This is a genomic window from Eubacterium album (assembly GCF_025336545.1).
Classification (GTDB): domain Bacteria; phylum Bacillota; class Clostridia; order Lachnospirales; family Lachnospiraceae; genus Eubacterium_U; species Eubacterium_U album.
In genome coordinates this window covers 42,443-61,099 of sequence record NZ_JAODBU010000002.1, presented here as the reverse complement: position 1 = coordinate 61,099, position 18,657 = coordinate 42,443, and the positions used below count along the sequence as shown (strand labels likewise).

Annotated in this window: 16 protein-coding genes; 15 read left to right on the top strand and 1 reads right to left on the bottom strand. The window is 33.8% G+C overall.

What is annotated here, in order from left to right; all coding sequences use genetic code 11:
- The first annotated feature begins 24 nt into the window (after positions 1 to 24).
- The 9 genes from N5B56_RS00495 (at position 25) to N5B56_RS00455 (ending at position 7,732) form a co-directional block, all read left to right on the top strand.
- Positions 25 to 474 (top strand): helix-turn-helix domain-containing protein, encoded by a 450-nt coding sequence (locus N5B56_RS00495; protein WP_022089484.1) that lies wholly within the window; start codon positions 25 to 27, stop codon positions 472 to 474.
- 262 nt (positions 475 to 736) lie between these two features.
- Positions 737 to 1,603 (top strand): IS3 family transposase, encoded by an 867-nt coding sequence (locus N5B56_RS00490; RefSeq protein WP_260978324.1) that lies wholly within the window; start codon positions 737 to 739, stop codon positions 1,601 to 1,603.
- Between the two features lie 264 nt (positions 1,604 to 1,867).
- Positions 1,868 to 2,002: a hypothetical protein gene (locus tag N5B56_RS00485; RefSeq protein WP_260978328.1), complete on the top strand. Its 135-nt coding sequence runs from the start codon at positions 1,868 to 1,870 to the stop codon at positions 2,000 to 2,002.
- Positions 1,948 to 2,130, top strand: coding sequence for an HNH endonuclease (locus N5B56_RS00480; RefSeq protein WP_260978057.1), 183 nt, complete (start codon positions 1,948 to 1,950; stop codon positions 2,128 to 2,130). The genes N5B56_RS00485 and N5B56_RS00480 overlap by 55 nt, the downstream gene beginning before the upstream one ends.
- Before the next feature lie 111 nt (positions 2,131 to 2,241).
- On the top strand, positions 2,242 to 4,905 hold the full coding sequence (locus N5B56_RS00475) for a glycoside hydrolase family 16 protein (RefSeq protein WP_260978056.1): 2,664 nt from the start codon (positions 2,242 to 2,244) through the stop codon (positions 4,903 to 4,905).
- Positions 4,906 to 5,293: 388 nt separating this feature from the next.
- Entirely contained in the window at positions 5,294 to 5,500 is a 207-nt protein-coding gene (locus N5B56_RS13430; protein ID WP_346432177.1) for a tyrosine-type recombinase/integrase, read from the top strand.
- A gap of 263 nt (positions 5,501 to 5,763) precedes the next feature.
- Positions 5,764 to 6,219 (top strand): low molecular weight protein-tyrosine-phosphatase, encoded by a 456-nt coding sequence (locus tag N5B56_RS00465; RefSeq protein ID WP_260978055.1) that lies wholly within the window; start codon positions 5,764 to 5,766, stop codon positions 6,217 to 6,219.
- A 143-nt stretch (positions 6,220 to 6,362) separates the two neighbouring features.
- A complete protein-coding gene (thyA, locus tag N5B56_RS00460; protein ID WP_260978054.1) occupies positions 6,363 to 7,211 on the top strand; it encodes a thymidylate synthase in 849 nt (282 codons plus the stop codon).
- A 26-nt stretch (positions 7,212 to 7,237) separates the two neighbouring features.
- Positions 7,238 to 7,732 carry a dihydrofolate reductase gene (locus N5B56_RS00455; RefSeq protein WP_178516145.1) on the top strand — a complete coding sequence of 165 codons (495 nt, stop codon included), beginning with the start codon at positions 7,238 to 7,240 and terminating at the stop codon, positions 7,730 to 7,732.
- Positions 7,733 to 7,864: 132 nt separating this feature from the next.
- On the opposite strand, the gene N5B56_RS00450 is transcribed toward N5B56_RS00455, so the two are convergent.
- Complete coding sequence (locus tag N5B56_RS00450; protein WP_260978053.1) at positions 7,865 to 8,497, bottom strand: endonuclease III domain-containing protein; 633 nt, start codon at positions 8,495 to 8,497, stop codon at positions 7,865 to 7,867.
- A 278-nt stretch (positions 8,498 to 8,775) separates the two neighbouring features.
- Here N5B56_RS00450 and N5B56_RS00445 point away from each other — a divergent pair, with 278 nt between their 5' ends.
- The 6 genes from N5B56_RS00445 to argS all read left to right on the top strand — a co-directional run bounded on the left by N5B56_RS00445 (position 8,776) and on the right by argS (position 18,616).
- Positions 8,776 to 10,032: a peptidoglycan-binding protein gene (locus N5B56_RS00445; protein WP_022087850.1), complete on the top strand. Its 1,257-nt coding sequence runs from the start codon at positions 8,776 to 8,778 to the stop codon at positions 10,030 to 10,032.
- A gap of 336 nt (positions 10,033 to 10,368) precedes the next feature.
- Positions 10,369 to 11,448 (top strand): carbamoyl phosphate synthase small subunit, encoded by a 1,080-nt coding sequence (locus N5B56_RS00440; RefSeq protein WP_022087849.1) that lies wholly within the window; start codon positions 10,369 to 10,371, stop codon positions 11,446 to 11,448.
- Positions 11,441 to 14,641 carry a carbamoyl-phosphate synthase large subunit gene (gene carB / locus N5B56_RS00435; RefSeq protein WP_260978052.1) on the top strand — a complete coding sequence of 1,067 codons (3,201 nt, stop codon included), beginning with the start codon at positions 11,441 to 11,443 and terminating at the stop codon, positions 14,639 to 14,641. Before N5B56_RS00440 ends, carB begins: the two co-directional genes overlap by 8 nt.
- Before the next feature lie 47 nt (positions 14,642 to 14,688).
- Positions 14,689 to 15,531, top strand: a complete 843-nt coding sequence (locus N5B56_RS00430) for a serine/threonine protein kinase (RefSeq protein WP_260978051.1) — start codon at positions 14,689 to 14,691, stop codon at positions 15,529 to 15,531.
- Positions 15,532 to 15,620: 89 nt separating this feature from the next.
- On the top strand, positions 15,621 to 16,850 hold the full coding sequence (locus N5B56_RS00425; protein ID WP_022087846.1) for a UTP--glucose-1-phosphate uridylyltransferase: 1,230 nt from the start codon (positions 15,621 to 15,623) through the stop codon (positions 16,848 to 16,850).
- A complete protein-coding gene (gene argS / locus N5B56_RS00420) occupies positions 16,850 to 18,616 on the top strand; it encodes an arginine--tRNA ligase (protein ID WP_260978050.1) in 1,767 nt (588 codons plus the stop codon). The genes N5B56_RS00425 and argS overlap by 1 nt, the downstream gene beginning before the upstream one ends.
- Positions 18,617 to 18,657: the final 41 nt, after the last annotated feature.

Genomic DNA, 18,657 nt, shown 5'->3' with positions numbered 1-18,657 from the left:
AAAGTCCTATATGGGGGTATTTTTATGTCCAGAAAAAGCAAAATAGATCCAATAGTAAAAGTAAAAATAGTTGAGCAATATCTTGATGGAGAGATTGGACTGAGTCAGGCAAGTAAAAAACTTGGAGTTGCCTCCCAAAGTATTAGAAAATGGATTTCTATATACCAATGCAATGGACCAGCAGGTTTACTTAATCAGCCCAAAAACAAGAGTTACTCAAAAACACTAAAAATATCTGCGGTAAATGATTATCTTAATGGAGCAGGTTCTCTTGATGATATTTGCTCAAAATATGGAATCCGTTCACATACACAACTTTTAAAGTGGATTAAGGTGTATAATTCTGGTGGAATATTAAAAACATCCACTGGAGGTGCTTGCATGAAAAAAGCAAAATCAACGACTCTTGATGAGCGATTAAAAATAGTTATGGAATGCCTGCAAATGATAAGAATTATGGAGCAATGGCTTTGAAATATCAATGTTCTTGTCAATAAGTTCGTAACTGGGTAAAACGGTACGAAAAAATGGAAAGTAAAGGTCTGGAAGACCGCCGTGGTAGACGAGTCGGATCATTACCAAGTCGTACACCTGAGGAAGAATTACGTGATAGAATCGCTGAACTCGAAAGAAAAAATCTTGATTTACAAATGGAAAATAATCTGTTAAAAAAAGTCAGAGAACTGGAAAGGAGGGACCGTTATCTTTAGTTCACCGTTTAGCTGCATATAAGGCAATCAAAGAATTATCCTCTGACAAGAGATATCCTATAGATAAACTTTGTAAGTATCTTAATATTACACGCTCTGCATACTATAACTGGCTAAAGCATCCGGAAAGCAATAATGAATTGCAGAATGAAACGTTATCTGTTGAAATTCAAAAGATACATAAAGAACATCCGGATATGGGATATCGTAGAATCCGAGATGAATTAGATGGACACAAAGGAATTCATGTGAATGATAAACGAGTTCTCCGCATCTGTAGAAAATATGATATAAAGTCAAATATTAAATGGAAACCCAAAAGCTGTACCAGAGGAGACCGGAATCCCGATCACATTGCAAAAAACTATTTGCATCGAGATTTTCATGCGGATAAGCCGAACGAGAAATGGCTCACTGATGTGTCCGAGTTTAAATATTACATTGGAAATGAAGTCCACAAGATATATTTGAGTGCCATTTTAGATTTATACGATCGAAGAATTGTAACTTTTAAAATAAGTGACCATAATGATAATCCATTAGTTATGGATACTTTTGATGAAGCAGTTCGCTTGGAACCTGATGCACATCCACTCTTCCACTCTGATCGTGGATTTCAATATACAAGTGCGCAGTTCCGTACCAGATTAAAGAAACATCATATGAAACAAAGCATGTCAAGAGTCGCCCATTGTATTGATAATGGACCGATGGAAGGATTTTGGGGGATTCTAAAGCGAGAGATGTATTACTGCCAACATTTCAATGATAGAACTGCCTTAATTGCAGCTATAACCGATTACATTAATTACTACAATAACCAACGATTACAAAGAAAGTTAAATGTGATGACACCAATGGAATATCATAATCAATATATAAAAGTAGCTTAAAAATATCGCCAGCCGTAAATCGGCTGACGATACAAAAATTTATTATTTTTTATTGTCCTATTGACAGGTAGCACACCATTTCTTTTAATTTCTTGCCAATAGAATCGAAATCAATATCCTTCATGAAATCACCTCATATTATATGATATATAATTGTAATATTTTTATAGCTGTAGTATAATAATCCAAAACTATAAAAAAGTTTAGCCACAGAGTAAAAACAAGCAGAAAGGAGAGAAGATAGGGGTTATAGAAGCAATTATTTTGATAAAAATGATGCATATGATAACAACAATGGTTGGTATAAATGTATTAAGTGTGGACGTAGTTTCAGAAAAGGTGATATGGATATTGACCACATTATTCCACAGAAATATGGTGGAAGAGATTCCGTATTAAATTTACAATGTATTTGTAAGCATTGTAATCGTTCTAAGCAAGCTAGTTTAAGAGATACCCCAAAAGATTTGTTTGGAGCAACTAAAAGGAAAGAAAAAGTTATTATAATAATTAAAACGTTTTTATAAAATTTGAATGTCACATAAAAATACAGACCATTTAAAGAAAAAATGAATATTCATATAATTAAAAGGCAGTATAGCGAGATTATTTCCGTAAGGGAAAAGAAAGGAAGTATTATGAAAGAATTTTTTAGTATGGGAAAAACTATGAAAAAATTAATTTCTGTTGTAATGTCTCTGGCATTGTTGCTTACTTCAGCAGGAGTAATTTTTTCAGGTAGTGATGTAAAGGGAGCAGCGGCAGAAGTTGTTTCATCAATGGATTATTATTCAACAAATGATGGACCAACAATTACACATTCAGGAGTTGGTACAGTCAGCTATGGATTTGTAATGCCAAAGTTTAACGGAAAAGCCAGTAGTGAACTTTCCATTGCAGATGTGGAAAAAGACATTCAGGTTTATGTTAAACAGGAAAACGGAACAAATGGTGAATGGAAGAAAATTGAAGATGTAAGTTACTTCAAGTGGAATGACACTTGGGCATGGGAATATCAGTCATGGGGTGGCTGGGTTTGCTGGATGAAACTTACAGAAACAACATATTTCCGTTTCCATGGAAAAACAAATAACATAAATCTTGATTACAAATTGGAACTTAACAAACTTTCAAAGTATAAGCTTACAAGTATTTCTACAACAGAAACAAATATTCAGGCAGATACAACAGGTGGTTCAGCTACACATTGGGGAGCATGGACATTTAATGGAGACAAGAGTATCAAGTATGAACAGATTCAGGATGATGTTAACATTACAGTAGACAACAATGACGGAAAAGGATTTGTTCAGTTTTTAGGCAATGCAGCATCAGGATTTCTGTGGGATCAGAACTTTGGATATTACTCAGATGGTGATGGTGGATATTGGTTTACAAATATCAGTTGGTCATTTACATTAAGATTTGCATCAAAGTCAAATCCAAATGTACATCAGGATGTAAAAGTTACATATACAAAGCCAACCAGATCAAATTACAAAATCACAGCATATAATGGCACATCATACGATGCAAGCACAAGTGGTACAGCATCAGTTGGTATTCCACTTCCAAAAATTGGTGGAACAGAAGCTATAAAAGATGATTTGGATTTATTTAAATACGAAGTTAAGGTAGATGGAAAGTGGATTCCACTTACAGATGTTGCAGCCTGTGGATGGGTATATGAAGGAAGTGGTTACAACAAATATTCACTAAGCAGTCAGTGGGGTTATTTTGTTGATCATGTTTATGGACTTTGGCTCCAGCCTGTAAGACAGGATACAGAAATAAAAGTCACATATCCTATTGATGGTAAAAAAGGTGGAGATGCAAGTAATAACTATGTATTGTATACAATTAAAGGAAATACATCTTATAAGCCAACACTTCCATCAGATATGTCAGATATTAAAGTAAATGACAATTCAAATGCATATACACCGGCAGGTTGGAAGATGATTTTCAATGATGAATTTGATGGTGCATCTCTTGACACAAGCAAGTGGTCATATGATGAAGGATTCTTACTTAAAGAAGACGATATTAACACAGCCGGTTGGGGAAATCAGGAACTTGAATACTACACAAGAGACAATGTATCAGTAAAAGATGGTGCATTAAATATTCTTATGAAAAAGCAGTCAAAGGTATTTACAGAAAAAGGTGATCCATCTAAGAAAGCAACTGCTCAGTATTCATCAGGAAAGATTACAACAAAAGATAAATTCTCAGTGAAATACGGACGAGTTGATTTCAGAGCAAAAATGCCTACAGGTACAGGCATATGGCCTGCTATGTGGATGCTTCCAAATGACTCACGTTATGGTTCATGGCCATTATCAGGTGAAATAGATGTATTTGAAGGACGTGGAAGAACACCAAATATGGTATTTGGTACATTACATTATGGTGCACAGTGGCCAAATAATATTAATACATCAGATGCATTTAACATAACACGAGATGGTAATAAAAAGACAGGCATTGACGACTGGCATGTATACAGTGTTCAGTGGGATGCTGAAAATATTAAGATTTACTGTGATGGCAAATGCTATTTCAAATGTACATATGGTGAGTGGTATTCAGGCTCAGACAGAGGAAATGCATATGCACCGTTTGACCAGAGATTTTACCTTATTTTAAATCTTGCAGCAGGTGGAACATTTGACAGTGGTTATGTACCTGACAGCAGTTTTACATCAGGAACAATGTTAGTTGATTATGTTCGTGTTTACCAGCGTATGGTTAAGGCAGGAGAAGACGAGAAGGCAGACAATAATGCAGGAGTTTCTACAAATGGAGCAAAGGATGGTCTTTATGGAGATTATAAGATTGGGAAAGGTGTAACGCCGGTTACTCCAGAAACAACAAATCCAAGTGAAACAAAACCTGAGGGAACAACAAATCCAAGTGAAACAAAACCTGAGGGAACAACAGCTTCAGGTGAAACAAAACCTGAAGGAACAACAGCCTCTCCAACAACAAAGAAAACACAGAAAAAGACTCCAAACAAAGCATTAAAAACAACAGTTGTAAAGAAAGCAACAAAGAAGAAAAATGCAAAGAAAATCAGGCTTTCATTTAGAAAAGTTAAAGGTGCTAAAAGATATCAGGTACAGGTTTCTGAGAATAAAAAGTTTACATCAGTTATTGTAACAAAGACAGTAAAGAAATATAAAAAAGTAACAATTTCTAAAAAAGCATTTGAAAAGAGAAAGGAACTTTTTGTACGAGTTAGAGCCGTTGGCTGCAAGAAGTGGTCAAAACCTAAAAAAGTTAGAATTTTAAAGAAATAATAATTAAAAAATAAAGTAGACCGTTATATTATAAAAATTTCATTATAATGATGAAGTTTTATGTATAACGGTCTATTGCTATTTTGCCCGTAAACAATTAAAATAAAAGCAATATTTTGAGAAAACCAGGAGGGTATTATGAATCAGAAAAAGTTAGGTTTTGGCTTGATGAGATTACCACTTAAAAACTAAAATGAAGCAGACAATATTTTCAATAAGCAGTTACGTAAAACAGGTGTAGAATATTTCGACTATTATCTGTTACATGATGTAGGATATGATCATTATAAAAAATATTCAGAACTTGGTTGCTTTGAATGGCTGGTAGAAAAGAAAAAAGCAGAAAAGAGTGTAGATACATTAAAGGAAGAAGGTAAAGATTGAGCCAATGATTGATGGCTATACAGGATTCCTAATTCTGGATAAAAATGGTAAGCCCTTAGTAGCATTACATTGGGAAAAGTATTTTAATCGCATATGTGAAAAATATAATAAAGTCTATAGAGTTCAAATGCCTAATGTGACACCTCATGTATGTAGACATAGATTTTGTAGCAGGATGGCAGCAGCTAGAATGAATCCAAAAACATTGTAGTAGATAATGGGACACTCTGATATCTCAGTTACATTAGATACATACACACATTTGGGTTTTGATGAAGCTGCTGATGAAATGAAAAGAGTTGCTGGAAATAACCTTTGAGGTAAAAGAAAGAGGTTTACTTCAATTTTTACTTCATTTAAATATTATAAAATGCTGAGTTATACAAGTTTTTGCAAAGAAAAAATATATAATATATTTCTTATAAAGCCTGTATTAATCGGCATATGAGAACATTTGAAAGGAAATAAGAAATTATGACAAAAATCCTATTCATCTGCCACGGCAATATATGCCGCTCGACAATGGCGCAGTATGTCCTACAGGACATGGTAAATAAAAAAGGGATAGCCGATAAGTTTTACATAGACTCAGCGGCTACAAGTTATGAAGAAATAGGCCACGGAGTCCATCCGGGGACGAGAAATAAATTAAGCAGTGTAGGCATTCCGTGTGGAAATCACAAAGCAAGACGGATGACAAAGCAGGATTATAGCGAATTTGATTATATAATTGGAATGGATACTGCAAATATAAGGAATATTAATAGAATAATAGGTGATGATTTAGAAGGAAAAGTATATAAATTGTTATCATTTGCGGGACAAATGGGGGATATAGCCGACCCGTGGTATACAGGTAATTTTGATGCAACATATGATGATGTGCTAAAGGGGTGCAAAGGGTTTTTAAAAGAAATTGGAATACAGTAATGTAAATCAAAGAAAAAATTAGTTTATTATTTATAGGGTAGATGTTATAATTCCATAGAAGAAAAAAATGAAGCAATTAGTATTTGCCTATTATCAGAATAGGAGATGCTATAATTTCATAGAAAGAAAAATGGAGGCAATTTATGAGTTACGCAGATAAAGTATTTGTAGATATGTGTTCAGACATATTGAAAAATGGAATAGATACAAAAGGTGAAAAAGTAAGACCAAAATGGGACGACGGAAGTTATGCCTACACAATAAAGAAATTTGGTGTAGTAAACCGTTACGATTTGAAAAAAGAATTTCCTGCACTTACATTAAGAAAAACAAATTTAAAAAATTGTGTCGATGAAATTTTATGGATTTGGCAGAAAAAGTCTAATAATATAAATGATTTAAACAGTCATATCTGGGATAGCTGGGCTGATGAAAATGGCTCAATCGGAAAGGCGTATGGCTATCAGCTCGGAGTAAAGCATCAGTACAAAGAAGGTATGATGGATCAGGTAGACAGAGTTTTGTATGATTTGAAAAATAATCCATACAGCAGAAGAATAATGACAAATATTTATGTACATCAGGATTTGCATGAAATGAATTTGTATCCATGTGCTTATAGTATGACATTTAATGTTACAAAAAATAAAGAAACAGGTAAATTGGTGTTAAATGGTATCTTAAACCAGCGTTCTCAGGATATTTTGACAGCTAATAACTGGAATGTATGTCAATATGCGGTTCTTCTTCATATGTTTGCTCAGGTCTCAGATATGGAAGTTGGAGAATTAGTACATGTGATTGCGGATGCACATATTTATGATAAACATGTTCCACTTGTTGAAGAACTTATTGCAAGAGAACAACATCCGGCACCGAAGTTCTGGATTAATCCTGAAGTTAAGAATTTTTATGATTTTACAGTTGATGATTTCAGATTAGATGATTATATAACAGGTCCTCAGATAAAAAATATTCCTGTTGCAGTATAGAAATAAAGAAGTAAAGGAGTATTCATATGAATTTAATAGTTGCAGTTGATAATAAGTGGGCAATCGGATATAAAAATGATTTACTTATAAGCATACCTGATGATATGAAGTTTTTTAGAGAAACGACTACAGGTAATGTAATTATTATGGGAAGAAAGACATTAAATAGTTTTCCAAATGGAAGACCATTGAAGAATAGGGTAAATATTGTAATTACAAAGGATACTAATTTTAAGGCTGATGGTGCAATTGTTGTAAATAGTATTGAAGAAGCAGTAAAAGAGGCTGAAAAATATAATGATAAAGAAGCTTATGTAATAGGCGGCGGAAGTATTTATGAGCAAATGTTGCCGTATTGTGATACAGCGTATGTAACTTATATTGATAATTCATACAGTGCTGACACATTTATTCCGAATCTTGATAAGTTGACAGATGAATGGTATATAGCAGATGAAAGTGATGAATGCACTTATTTTGATATTGAGTATTATTTTAGAACTTATAAGAGAAAAAAATAAATTAGTACTACAGATTTGAACAGGATTATGTGGGCTTAGAATTTTTGACCCCGTCATCAAAATAATAAACTATAAGATATTAAAAATTCCCTTTAATATGGCTAAATTAAAAGCTAATTAAAGGGAATTTATTTATATTCTTTTTTTGCAAATGTCATTCAGACAACATCTATCGCAGTGAGGAGTAGTTCTTGCGGTACAAACTTCGCGACCGTGGTCTACAAGACGGTGGCAGAAATCACTCCCTTCTTCGGGAGGAATAATTTTCCATAAGGCCATTTCGACTTTTTTAGGGTCTTTTATATTATCTACAAGACCAATTCTGTTGCATAGACGGATGCAATGTGTATCTGTAACAATAGCAGGTTTTCCAAAAACATCTCCCATAATAAGATTTGCACTTTTTCGTCCGACGCCCGGTAATTTTAATAATTCATCAAAATCATCAGGAACTTTACAATCATATTTATCTCTAAGCATTTTCATGCATAAACTAATATCTCTGGCTTTGCTGTTTCCCAGACCACATGGTTTAACTATTTCTGTTATTTCGGCTACATCAGCATTAGCTAATGACTCAATGTCAGGAAATTTTTCATAAAGCTTCGGAACAATTTTGTTAACTCTTTCGTCAGTGCATTGGGCAGCAAGGCGAACGCTGATTAACAGCTTCCAAGCTTCATTGTAATCAAGAGTACAATCTGATTCGGGATAACATTTTTTTAATCTATCTATAACTTCTAAAGCTAAATCTTTTTTTCTCATTTGCAAAAAATCCTTTCAGTTTTGTATAAATAAATACTATTATGAGGGTTAAAATTTTAAGCCTCACAATACAATATAGTTTATCCCAGAGCTGCTATTATTTCAATTGTTATATTTCGAAAGTTGCTATAAATTCGAAAGTTGTTATAAATATGAAAACTATTACAAATTTGAAAGTTATTACAAGTATGGAATCGTTAACAGAATAAATTTAAAATTTATGGTAAATTAGTAAATTTAGCAGCATATAATAGAATAATTATAAATAAGGAAAAAATATGCTTATAAAAATGGAAGTAGAGTCTTCTTATACAGGAAAACTTCAGGTGAATGTTGTTACAAGAGAAAATGTACCGGTTAGGGATGCAACTGTAACTATAGCAGCTTCTGACAGCCCTAATAATATAATAGAAAGGCTTACTACAAATTCATCGGGACAGACGGAGACAATAGAATTACCTGCGCCACCTATTGAACTTAGTTTGAATGAGGCAAATACAACCAGACCATATACAACTTACAATATTCGTATAGAAGCGTTAGGATATGAAACAGAATTCATTGAAAATGCAGAAATTTTGCCGGATGTGTTGGCTATTCAAAATGTAAGATTAACAAGCAAAAATGCATCGCTGACTGAAGATATAATGATTCCCGACCATACTTTATATGGCGAGTATCCGCCAAAGGTTCCGGAAGAAGAAATTAAGCCTGTTAATGAACCGGGTGAAATTGTTCTGAGTAGAGTAGTTGTGCCTGAAATAATTGTTGTACATGATGGGATTCCATCTGATAGCAGCGCTCAAAACTACTATGTAAATTATCGTGATTATATTAAAAATGTTGCTTCAAGCGAAATATACGCAACCTGGCCTACTGCAACAATTGAGGCAAATGTCCTTGCAATTATGTCGTTTACTTTAAACAGGGTTTACACAGAATGGTATCGAAACAAAGGATACGATTTTACAATTACTTCATCTACAGCATATGATCAGAAATGGATTTATGGCAGAAACATTTTTGAATCAATTAGTCTTGTTGTAGATAATATATTTGATCAATATTTATCAAGGCCAGATGTAAGGCAGCCAATTCTTACACAGTATTGTGATGGAAAAAGAGTAACCTGTCCGAATTGGTTAAGCCAGTGGGGATCATGCAACTTAGGAGAGAGAGGGTATTCTACAATTGAAATAATCAGGTATTATTATGGCGATGATATGTATATAAATACGGCTGAGCAAATTGCCGGAATTCCAATTTCATGGCCGGGATATGATTTAGATATTGGTGCAAGCGGACAGAAGGTAGCACAAATTCAGGAACAGCTAGATACAATTGCACAGGTGTATACTGAAATCCCAAGATTAAATGCAGATGGAATATATGGTGAAAATACAAGAGATGCAGTAAAAGCTTTCCAAAAAATATTTGATTTACCACAGACTGGAATTGTGGACTTTGCAACATGGTATAAAATTTCACAGATTTATGTTGGAATAACAAGAATAGCAGAAGGAATTCCAAGATAAAAATAAGATGCCTGCGGATTGTTTCGTGCTGTGCACTTTCACAATCCTACCCAATATTCGCATATCGCGGGAATTATCCCGCTTTTATGCTCATATTGGGGCGGGTCCCAAGGTCTTTCGCCCACTTATGAGCAAGCTCATGTGGGCTTAGACCTTTTGACCCTGGCATTATAAAAACTTATAATCTAAAATATACTTACTCTTTCTTTTATGTTAAAATAGTAGTTATGCAAGAAGATACAAATAATAATAAAAATAGTTGTATATTATGTTGAATTATATCGAATTATTTGGTATAATCTTTACAATTTGAGCATATGAAAGGAATACACATTTATGAACGCATTTCTAATCTTAGAAGACGGTACCGTCTTTAAAGGTACATCTATTGGATCTACAAGAGAAGTAATTAGTGAAATCGTATTTAATACGTCAATGTGGGGCTATTTAGAAGTATTAACAGACCCATCTTATGCCGGACAGGCAGTAGTTATGACATACCCGTTAATTGGTAATTATGGTATTTGCCATGAAGATATGGAATCATTGAAGCCATGGCCGGATGCTTATATTGTTAACGAATTAAGCAGAATGCCTAGCAATTTCAGAAGTGATGATACAATTCAAAACTTCCTTGAAGAAAATGATATCCCTGGTATAGCAGGTATTGATACAAGAGCACTTACAAAGATTCTTCGTGAAAAGGGAACAATGAATGGAATGATTACAACTAATGAAAATTATAACTTAGATGAAATTCTTCCTAAAATAAAGGAATACACAGTTTCAGGCGTTGTTAAGAAAGTAAGTTGTAAAGAAAAGAGTAATCTTAAAGGAGAAGGATTTAAGGTAGCATTACTTGATATTGGCGCTAAGAACAATATTGGAAAGTCATTAAATGACAGAGGATGCGATGTTACAATTTATCCTTGTGATACACCGGCTGAAGAAATTATTGCATCTAATCCTGATGGAATAATGTTATCAAATGGTCCCGGTGATCCTAAAGAGTGTGTATATCAGATAGAACAGATTAAAAAATTGTACGATACAGATATCCCGATTTTTGCAATTTGTTTAGGACATCAGTTGATGGCACTTGCAACAGGTGCTGATACTAAGAAGATGAAATATGGTCACAGAGGTGGAAATCATCCGGTTAAAGATTTAGAAAGTGGTCATGTTTATATTTCATCACAGAACCATGGATACATGGTAGATGGCGATACAGTTAATAAAGATATTGCCAGAGTAGCGTTTGTAAATGTAAATGATAAAACAGTAGAAGGTTTAAGATATAATAATAAGAGCATTTTTACTGTTCAGTTCCATCCGGAAGCTTGCCCTGGACCACAGGACTCAAATCTTCTGTTTGATGAATTTATTAAAATGATGGAGGTGAAGAAGAATGCCTAAGAACCCGAATATTAAAAAAGTATTAGTTATTGGATCAGGTCCTATTGTTATTGGACAGGCTGCAGAATTTGACTATGCAGGAACACAGGCATGTCGTTCTTTAAAAGAAGAAGGACTTGAAGTAGTTTTGGTTAACTCTAACCCTGCTACAATTATGACAGATAAAGATATCGCTGATGAAGTTTATATTGAACCTTTAACAGTTCCGGTGTTAAAGAAAATTATCGAAAAAGAAAAACCGGATAGCATTTTACCAACACTTGGTGGTCAGGCAGGACTTAACCTTGCAATGGAAATTGCTGAAACAGGATTCTTAGAGGAACATGGATGCCGTTTAATAGGTACAACTTCTGAAACTATTAAAAAGGCAGAAGACCGTCTTGAATTTAAAGAAACAATGGAAAAAATCGGTGAACCATGTGCACCTTCATTAGTAGTTGAAAATGTAGAAGATGGTATTGCGTTTACTAAAAAGATTGGTTATCCTGTAGTACTTCGTCCTGCTTACACATTAGGTGGAAGCGGTGGTGGTATCGCACATAATCAGACTGAATTAGTAGAAATCCTTGAAAATGGATTAAGACTTAGCCGTGTAGGACAGGTTCTTGTTGAAAGATGTATTGCCGGATGGAAAGAAGTAGAATACGAAGTAATGCGTGATAGCGAAGGAAACTGTATTACAGTATGTAATATGGAAAATATTGACCCTGTAGGCGTTCATACAGGTGATAGTATTGTAGTTGCTCCATCACAGACATTAGGTGATAAAGAGCATCAGATGCTTCGTACATCAGCTTTAAATATTATTAACGAATTAAACATTACAGGTGGATGTAACGTTCAGTACGCTCTTCACCCTGAAAGTTTTGAATATTGTGTAATCGAAGTTAACCCTCGTGTAAGCCGTTCATCAGCTTTAGCTTCAAAGGCTACAGGTTATCCTATTGCAAAAGTTGCAGCAAAGATTGCGTTAGGTTATACACTTGATGAAATTAAGAATGCAATTACACAGAAAACATATGCAAGTTTTGAACCAACACTTGACTATTGTGTAGTTAAGATTCCAAGACTTCCATTTGATAAATTTATTACAGCCAGCAGAAAACTTACAACACAGATGAAGGCTACCGGTGAGGTAATGAGTATCTGTAATAACTTTGAAGGTGCTTTAATGAAGGCAATCCGTTCATTAGAGCAGCATGTTGAATGTCTTATGGATTACAACTTCTCAGAACTTACAGATGATCAGTTAGAAGATCAGCTTCATGTAGTAGATGACAGAAGAATTTGGGTTATTGCAGAAGCACTTAGAAGAGGCATAAGTTATGACCACATTCATGATATTACAAAGATTGATAAGTGGTTTATTGATAAAATCGCTATAATTGTTGAAATGGAAAATGCTCTTAAGAGTGAACCTTTAACACCTGAATTGTTAAAGGCAGCAAAGAGAATCGAATTCCCTGATACAGTTATCAGTAGATTGACAGGTAAGTCAGAAGAAGAAATTAAGCAGATGCGTTATGATAACGATATAGTAGCTGCTTACAAGATGGTTGATACTTGTGCTGCAGAATTTGAAGCAGCAACACCTTACTATTATTCAGTATATGGTGGAGAAAATGAATCAGTAGAAACAAACCCTCCAAAGAAGGTTCTTGTACTTGGTTCAGGTCCTATAAGAATTGGTCAGGGTATTGAATTCGACTTCTGTTCTGTACATTGTACATGGGCATTTAAAGAAGAAGGATACGAGACAATTATTGTAAATAATAACCCTGAAACAGTATCAACAGACTTTGATATAGCTGATAAGCTTTATTTTGAACCATTGACACCGGAAGATGTTGAAAACATTGTAAACATCGAAAAACCAGACGGAGCAGTTGTTCAGTTTGGTGGTCAGACAGCTATCAAACTTACAGAGTCTCTTATGAAGATGGGAGTTCCTATCCTTGGAACTAAAGCAGAAGATGTAGATGCTGCAGAAGACAGAGAATTATTTGATGAAATTCTTGAAAAGTGTGGTATTCCAAGACCAACAGGTGGAACAGTATTTACTGCTGAGGAAGCAAAAAAAGTAGCTAATAAATTAGGATATCCAGTACTTGTAAGACCATCATACGTACTTGGTGGTCAGGGAATGCAGATTGCAACATGTGATGAAGAAGTAGAAGAATTTATGGAAATCATCAACAGAATTGCACAGGATCATCCAATTTTAGTAGATAAATATTTACAGGGAACAGAAGTAGAAGTTGATGCCGTATGTGATGGTGAAGATATTTTAATCCCTGGTGTAATGGAACACATTGAAAGAGCCGGAGTTCATTCAGGAGATAGTATTTCAGTATATCCTGCATACTCACTTTCAAAAGATATAATTGATACAATTGAAGATTACACAGAAAAACTTGCACGTTCACTTCACGTAAAGGGTATGATTAATATCCAGTTTATCGTTTGTGATGGTAAAGTTTATGTAATTGAAGTTAACCCACGATCATCAAGAACAGTACCTTATATTAGTAAGGTTACAGGTATTCCAATTGTTAAGCTTGCAACAAAGTGTATTATTGGACATACTCTTAAAGAAATGGGTTATAAGCCGGGATTACAGCCTAATGCAGATTATATTGCAATTAAGATGCCTGTATTCTCATTTGAAAAGATTCGTGGTGCTGAAACAAGCCTTGGACCGGAAATGAAGTCAACAGGTGAATGTCTTGGTATTGCAAAGACATTTAATGAAGCACTTTATAAAGCTTTCCTTGGAGCAGGAGTTGTTCTTCCAAAGCATAAAAAGATTATTATTTCAGTTAAGGATGCTGACAAGCAGGAAGTTGTTCCACTTGCACAGAGATTTGAAAAACTTGGATATGAAGTTTATGCTACAAGAAGTACAGCAGATGTTTTAAGAGAAAATGGTGTTGATGCAATTAAAGTTAACAAGATTCATCAGGAAGCACCAACTGTAATGGATTTATTACTTGAACATAAGATTGATATTGTTATTGATACTCCAACACAGGGTAGAGATAAGAACAGAGATGGTTTCTTAATTAGAAGAACATCAATCGAAACAGGTGTAAACTGCTTTACAAGTTTGGATACAGTTGATGCATTACTTACAAGCTTAGAAAGTGATGCAAAGAATGATTTATCTTTAGTTGATATTGCAACAATAGAATAAGCTATTTAGCTTTTTGGAGAGATGCACACTCAAAAAGGAGCGTGCGTATGGATAAAGAAAATTTAATTATTAATGGAAGATATCTTGTTTTGGAAAATATCGGAAAAGGTGGAGCAGGGGAAGTTTTTCTTGCAAGGGATATAAAAAACGGACGAAAGTATGCCATTAAAAGGTATATTTCGTCTAATCCAAATGATAGAAATCAATTGATTGATAATATAGAGAGGGAATTAAATGTTCTCAAATATACCACCCACCCGGTACTTCCAAAAATCTATAATTTATTTATGGAGGATTCAAGATTCTTCCTTGTTATGGAATATGTGGAAGGCATAAATCTTAAAGAAGTAGTTGACACTAAAGGAGCGTTATCTGAGGAGCAACTATTGTCTGTTATGGAACAGGTGTGTAGCGGATTGTATTATTTACATTCTCTTGAACCACCTATTGTATATAGAGATTTGAAGCCTTCCAATATTATTTTATCTGATGATGGTAAAATTAAATTGATTGATTTTGGAATTGCAAAAAGATATAACAGAGAACTGATTGCGGACAAATATGCATATGGAACAAAAGAATTTGCATCACCGGAGCAGTTTGGAAATAGCAAAGGGATGGGAATTTATAATACTGATATTCGTTCAGATATTTATGCTGTTGGAACGACCATGTTTTATTTGCTGACAGGACGAAGTTATAATGGAAAAGTTGATAGTGCATTAATTTCACGTTCATTTGCAAAAATAATAAGTAAGTGTACAAAAGTAAGACCAAAAGAAAGATATCAAAGCACTATTGATGTGATTTGTGACTTGAAAAGATGCAGAAAATCAATGATTCGAAAATTAATTTATCCAATTATAAAAAAAATAACGAAAAAAATATAAAATTAAGTTATAATAAAAAAATGTGGTACTTATTAAAAGAATGAATACATAATCAGATTATATTTCAAAATACGTCGGAGGTAAAAGGTATGAGCTATGATGAAATTTATTCAAAGTTAAAAAATGTAGGGCAGGAACAGTTGCTTGATTTTTATGATGAATTAAATGATGAGGAAAAAGAAAATTTGTTAAAGCAGATAGAAAAAATTGACTTCTCGATACTTGATTTAATAAATCATCAGAATGAAGAAAAAAAGAAAGGTGTTATTACACCGTTAAAGGGTGGTTTGTCCGTTGCAGATATTGAAAGAAATAGAGAAGAATATACTAATGTTGGTATAGATGCTATCAGACAGGGAAAAGTTGCAGCACTTTTACTTGCAGGAGGTCAGGGTACAAGATTAGGTTCAGATAAACCTAAAGGAATGTATAATATCGGCATTACAAAAGATGTTTATATTTTCGAGATGATTGTACGAAATCTTATGGATGTAGTTAATCAGACAGGAACATGGATTCCTTTATATGTAATGACAAGTGAAAAAAATAATGATGATACTGTTAAATTTTTTAAGGACATGAATTATTTTGGATATGATAAAGATTACGTTGATTTCTTTGTTCAGGAAATGGCACCTGCATCTACATTTGACGGAAAGATTTATCTTGAAGAAAAAGGAAAGGTATCAACTTCTCCAAACGGAAATGGTGGATGGTTTATATCTATGGTTAAAGCAGGTCTTTGTGAAAAAGCAAAGAAACAGGGAGTTGAATACATAAATATTTTCGCTGTTGATAATGTATGTCAAAGAATGGCAGACCCATGCTTTGTAGGAGCGATGATAAAGAATCAGTATCCTTCAGCAGCAAAAGTAGTTAAGAAAGCAAACCCTGAAGAACGAGTAGGAGTGTTATGCTATGAGGATGGAAAACCTTCTATTGTTGAATATTATGAATTGTCAGATGAAATGAGATATCAGAAAGACGACCAGGGAGAACTTGCTTATAAAGATGGTGTGATTTTAAATTATTTATTCAGAATTGACAAATTAGAAGAGATTATGAATAATAAGTTAAATGTGCATATAGTTAAGAAAAAGATTCCGTATGTAAACGCTAAGGGCGAAATTGTAAAACCTGAAGTTGAAAATGGATACAAATTTGAAACATTAGTTCTAGACATGATTCATATGATGGATGATTGTTTGGCATATGAGGTTGTTAGAAATAAAGAATTTGCGCCAATTAAAAATAAAACAGGCGTTGATTCAGTAGACACAGCCAGAGAATTATTAAAAGAAAACGGAGTGACATTGTAATGAAAAAAATTCTTGATGTATTAACAAGTGAATTTGAAAATGCATTTGAAAAATGCGGATATGACAAAAAATTAGGAAAAGTTGGAATTTCTAACAGACCTGATTTATGCGAATATCAGTGTAATGGTGCTATGGCAGGTGCAAAACTTTACAAAAAAGCACCGATTATGATTGCAAATGATGTAGTTGAACAATTAAAAGACAACAAGTTATTTGATTCAATTGAGGCAGTAATGCCCGGATTTATCAACATTAAACTTAGTGCTGATTATATTGATGAATATGTATCAAACATGAATGATGATGAAAGATTAGGATATGAAAAGAAAGAACCTATTACAGTTATAGTAGATTACGGTGGAGCGAATGTTGCAAAGCCTCTTCATGTTGGACATTTGCGTCCGGCAATTATCGGTGAAAGTGTAAAGAGAATTTGCAGATATGCGGGAGATACTGTATATGGTGATGTTCATCTTGGAGATTGGGGACTCCCAATTGGTCAGGTTATAGAAGAGTTAAGAGACAGACAGCCTGAGTTGCCTTATTTTGATGAAAACTTTACAGGAGAATATCCAACTGAACCACCCTTTTCTATTAATGAATTAGAAGATATTTATCCAACAGGTAGTGGTAAATGTAAAGTTGATGAAGAATTTAAGAAGAGAGCTCAGGATACAACGGCTAAATTACAGCAGGGAAATAAAGCGTATATGGCACTTTGGAGACATATTATGAATGTGTCAAAGGCTGATTTAAAGAAAAATTATAAAAATTTAAATGTTGAATTTGATTTATGGAAGGGTGAAAGTGATGCTCAGCCATATATTCCTGATATGATTGATGATTTTGTAGCAAGAGGATTTGCACATGAAAGTCAGGGAGCTTTAGTTGTAGATGTTGCAAGACCTGATGACAAGAAGGAACTTCCTCCATGTATCGTAAGAAAGCATGATGGAGCAGCATTGTATGCAACATCTGATTTAGCAACTCTTATCGAAAGAGAAAAAGATTACCATCCGGGACATGTAATTTATGTTGTAGACAAACGTCAGGAATTACATTTCACTCAGGTATTCAGAGTAGCTAAAATGACAGGAATTGTTGGTGAAGATACACCTCTTACATTTATTGGATTTGGTACAATGAATGGAACTGACGGAAAGCCATTTAAGACAAGAGATGGCGGTGTTATGAGATTGGAAATGCTTATTTCTGACGTAAGTGAAAAGGTTTATGAAAAAATCCTTGAAAATAGAGACATATCTGAGGAAGAAGCAAGAGAAATATCAAAGATTATAGGACTTGCAGCAATTAAATACGGTGATTTATCAAATCAGGCAACAAAAGATTATGTATTTGATATTGACAGATTTACTTCATTTGAAGGAAATACAGGACCATATATTTTATATACAATTGTACGTATCAAGTCAATTTTAAAGAAATATGCTGAACAGGGAAATGAACTTTCTGCAAATGGAAAGATTGTTGACTTTGGAAGTGAAAGTGAAAGAAGCTTAAAATTAGTCCTTACACAGTTTAATGATGTAATGGAGGCAAGTTATAATGAATTAGCACCACACAGAGTATGTGCTTATATTTATGAAGTTGCAAATGCGTTCAACAGATTTTATCATGAAAATAATATTATGAATGAAGAAAATGCTGATAAACAGAAGAGTTATATCAATTTATTGACATTGACAAAGAAAGTATTAGAACAGTGTATTGATTTACTTGCAATAGATGCACCTGAACGTATGTAATCATAAAATTTAATTATTATTTATATTAAAAAAATCCGGTA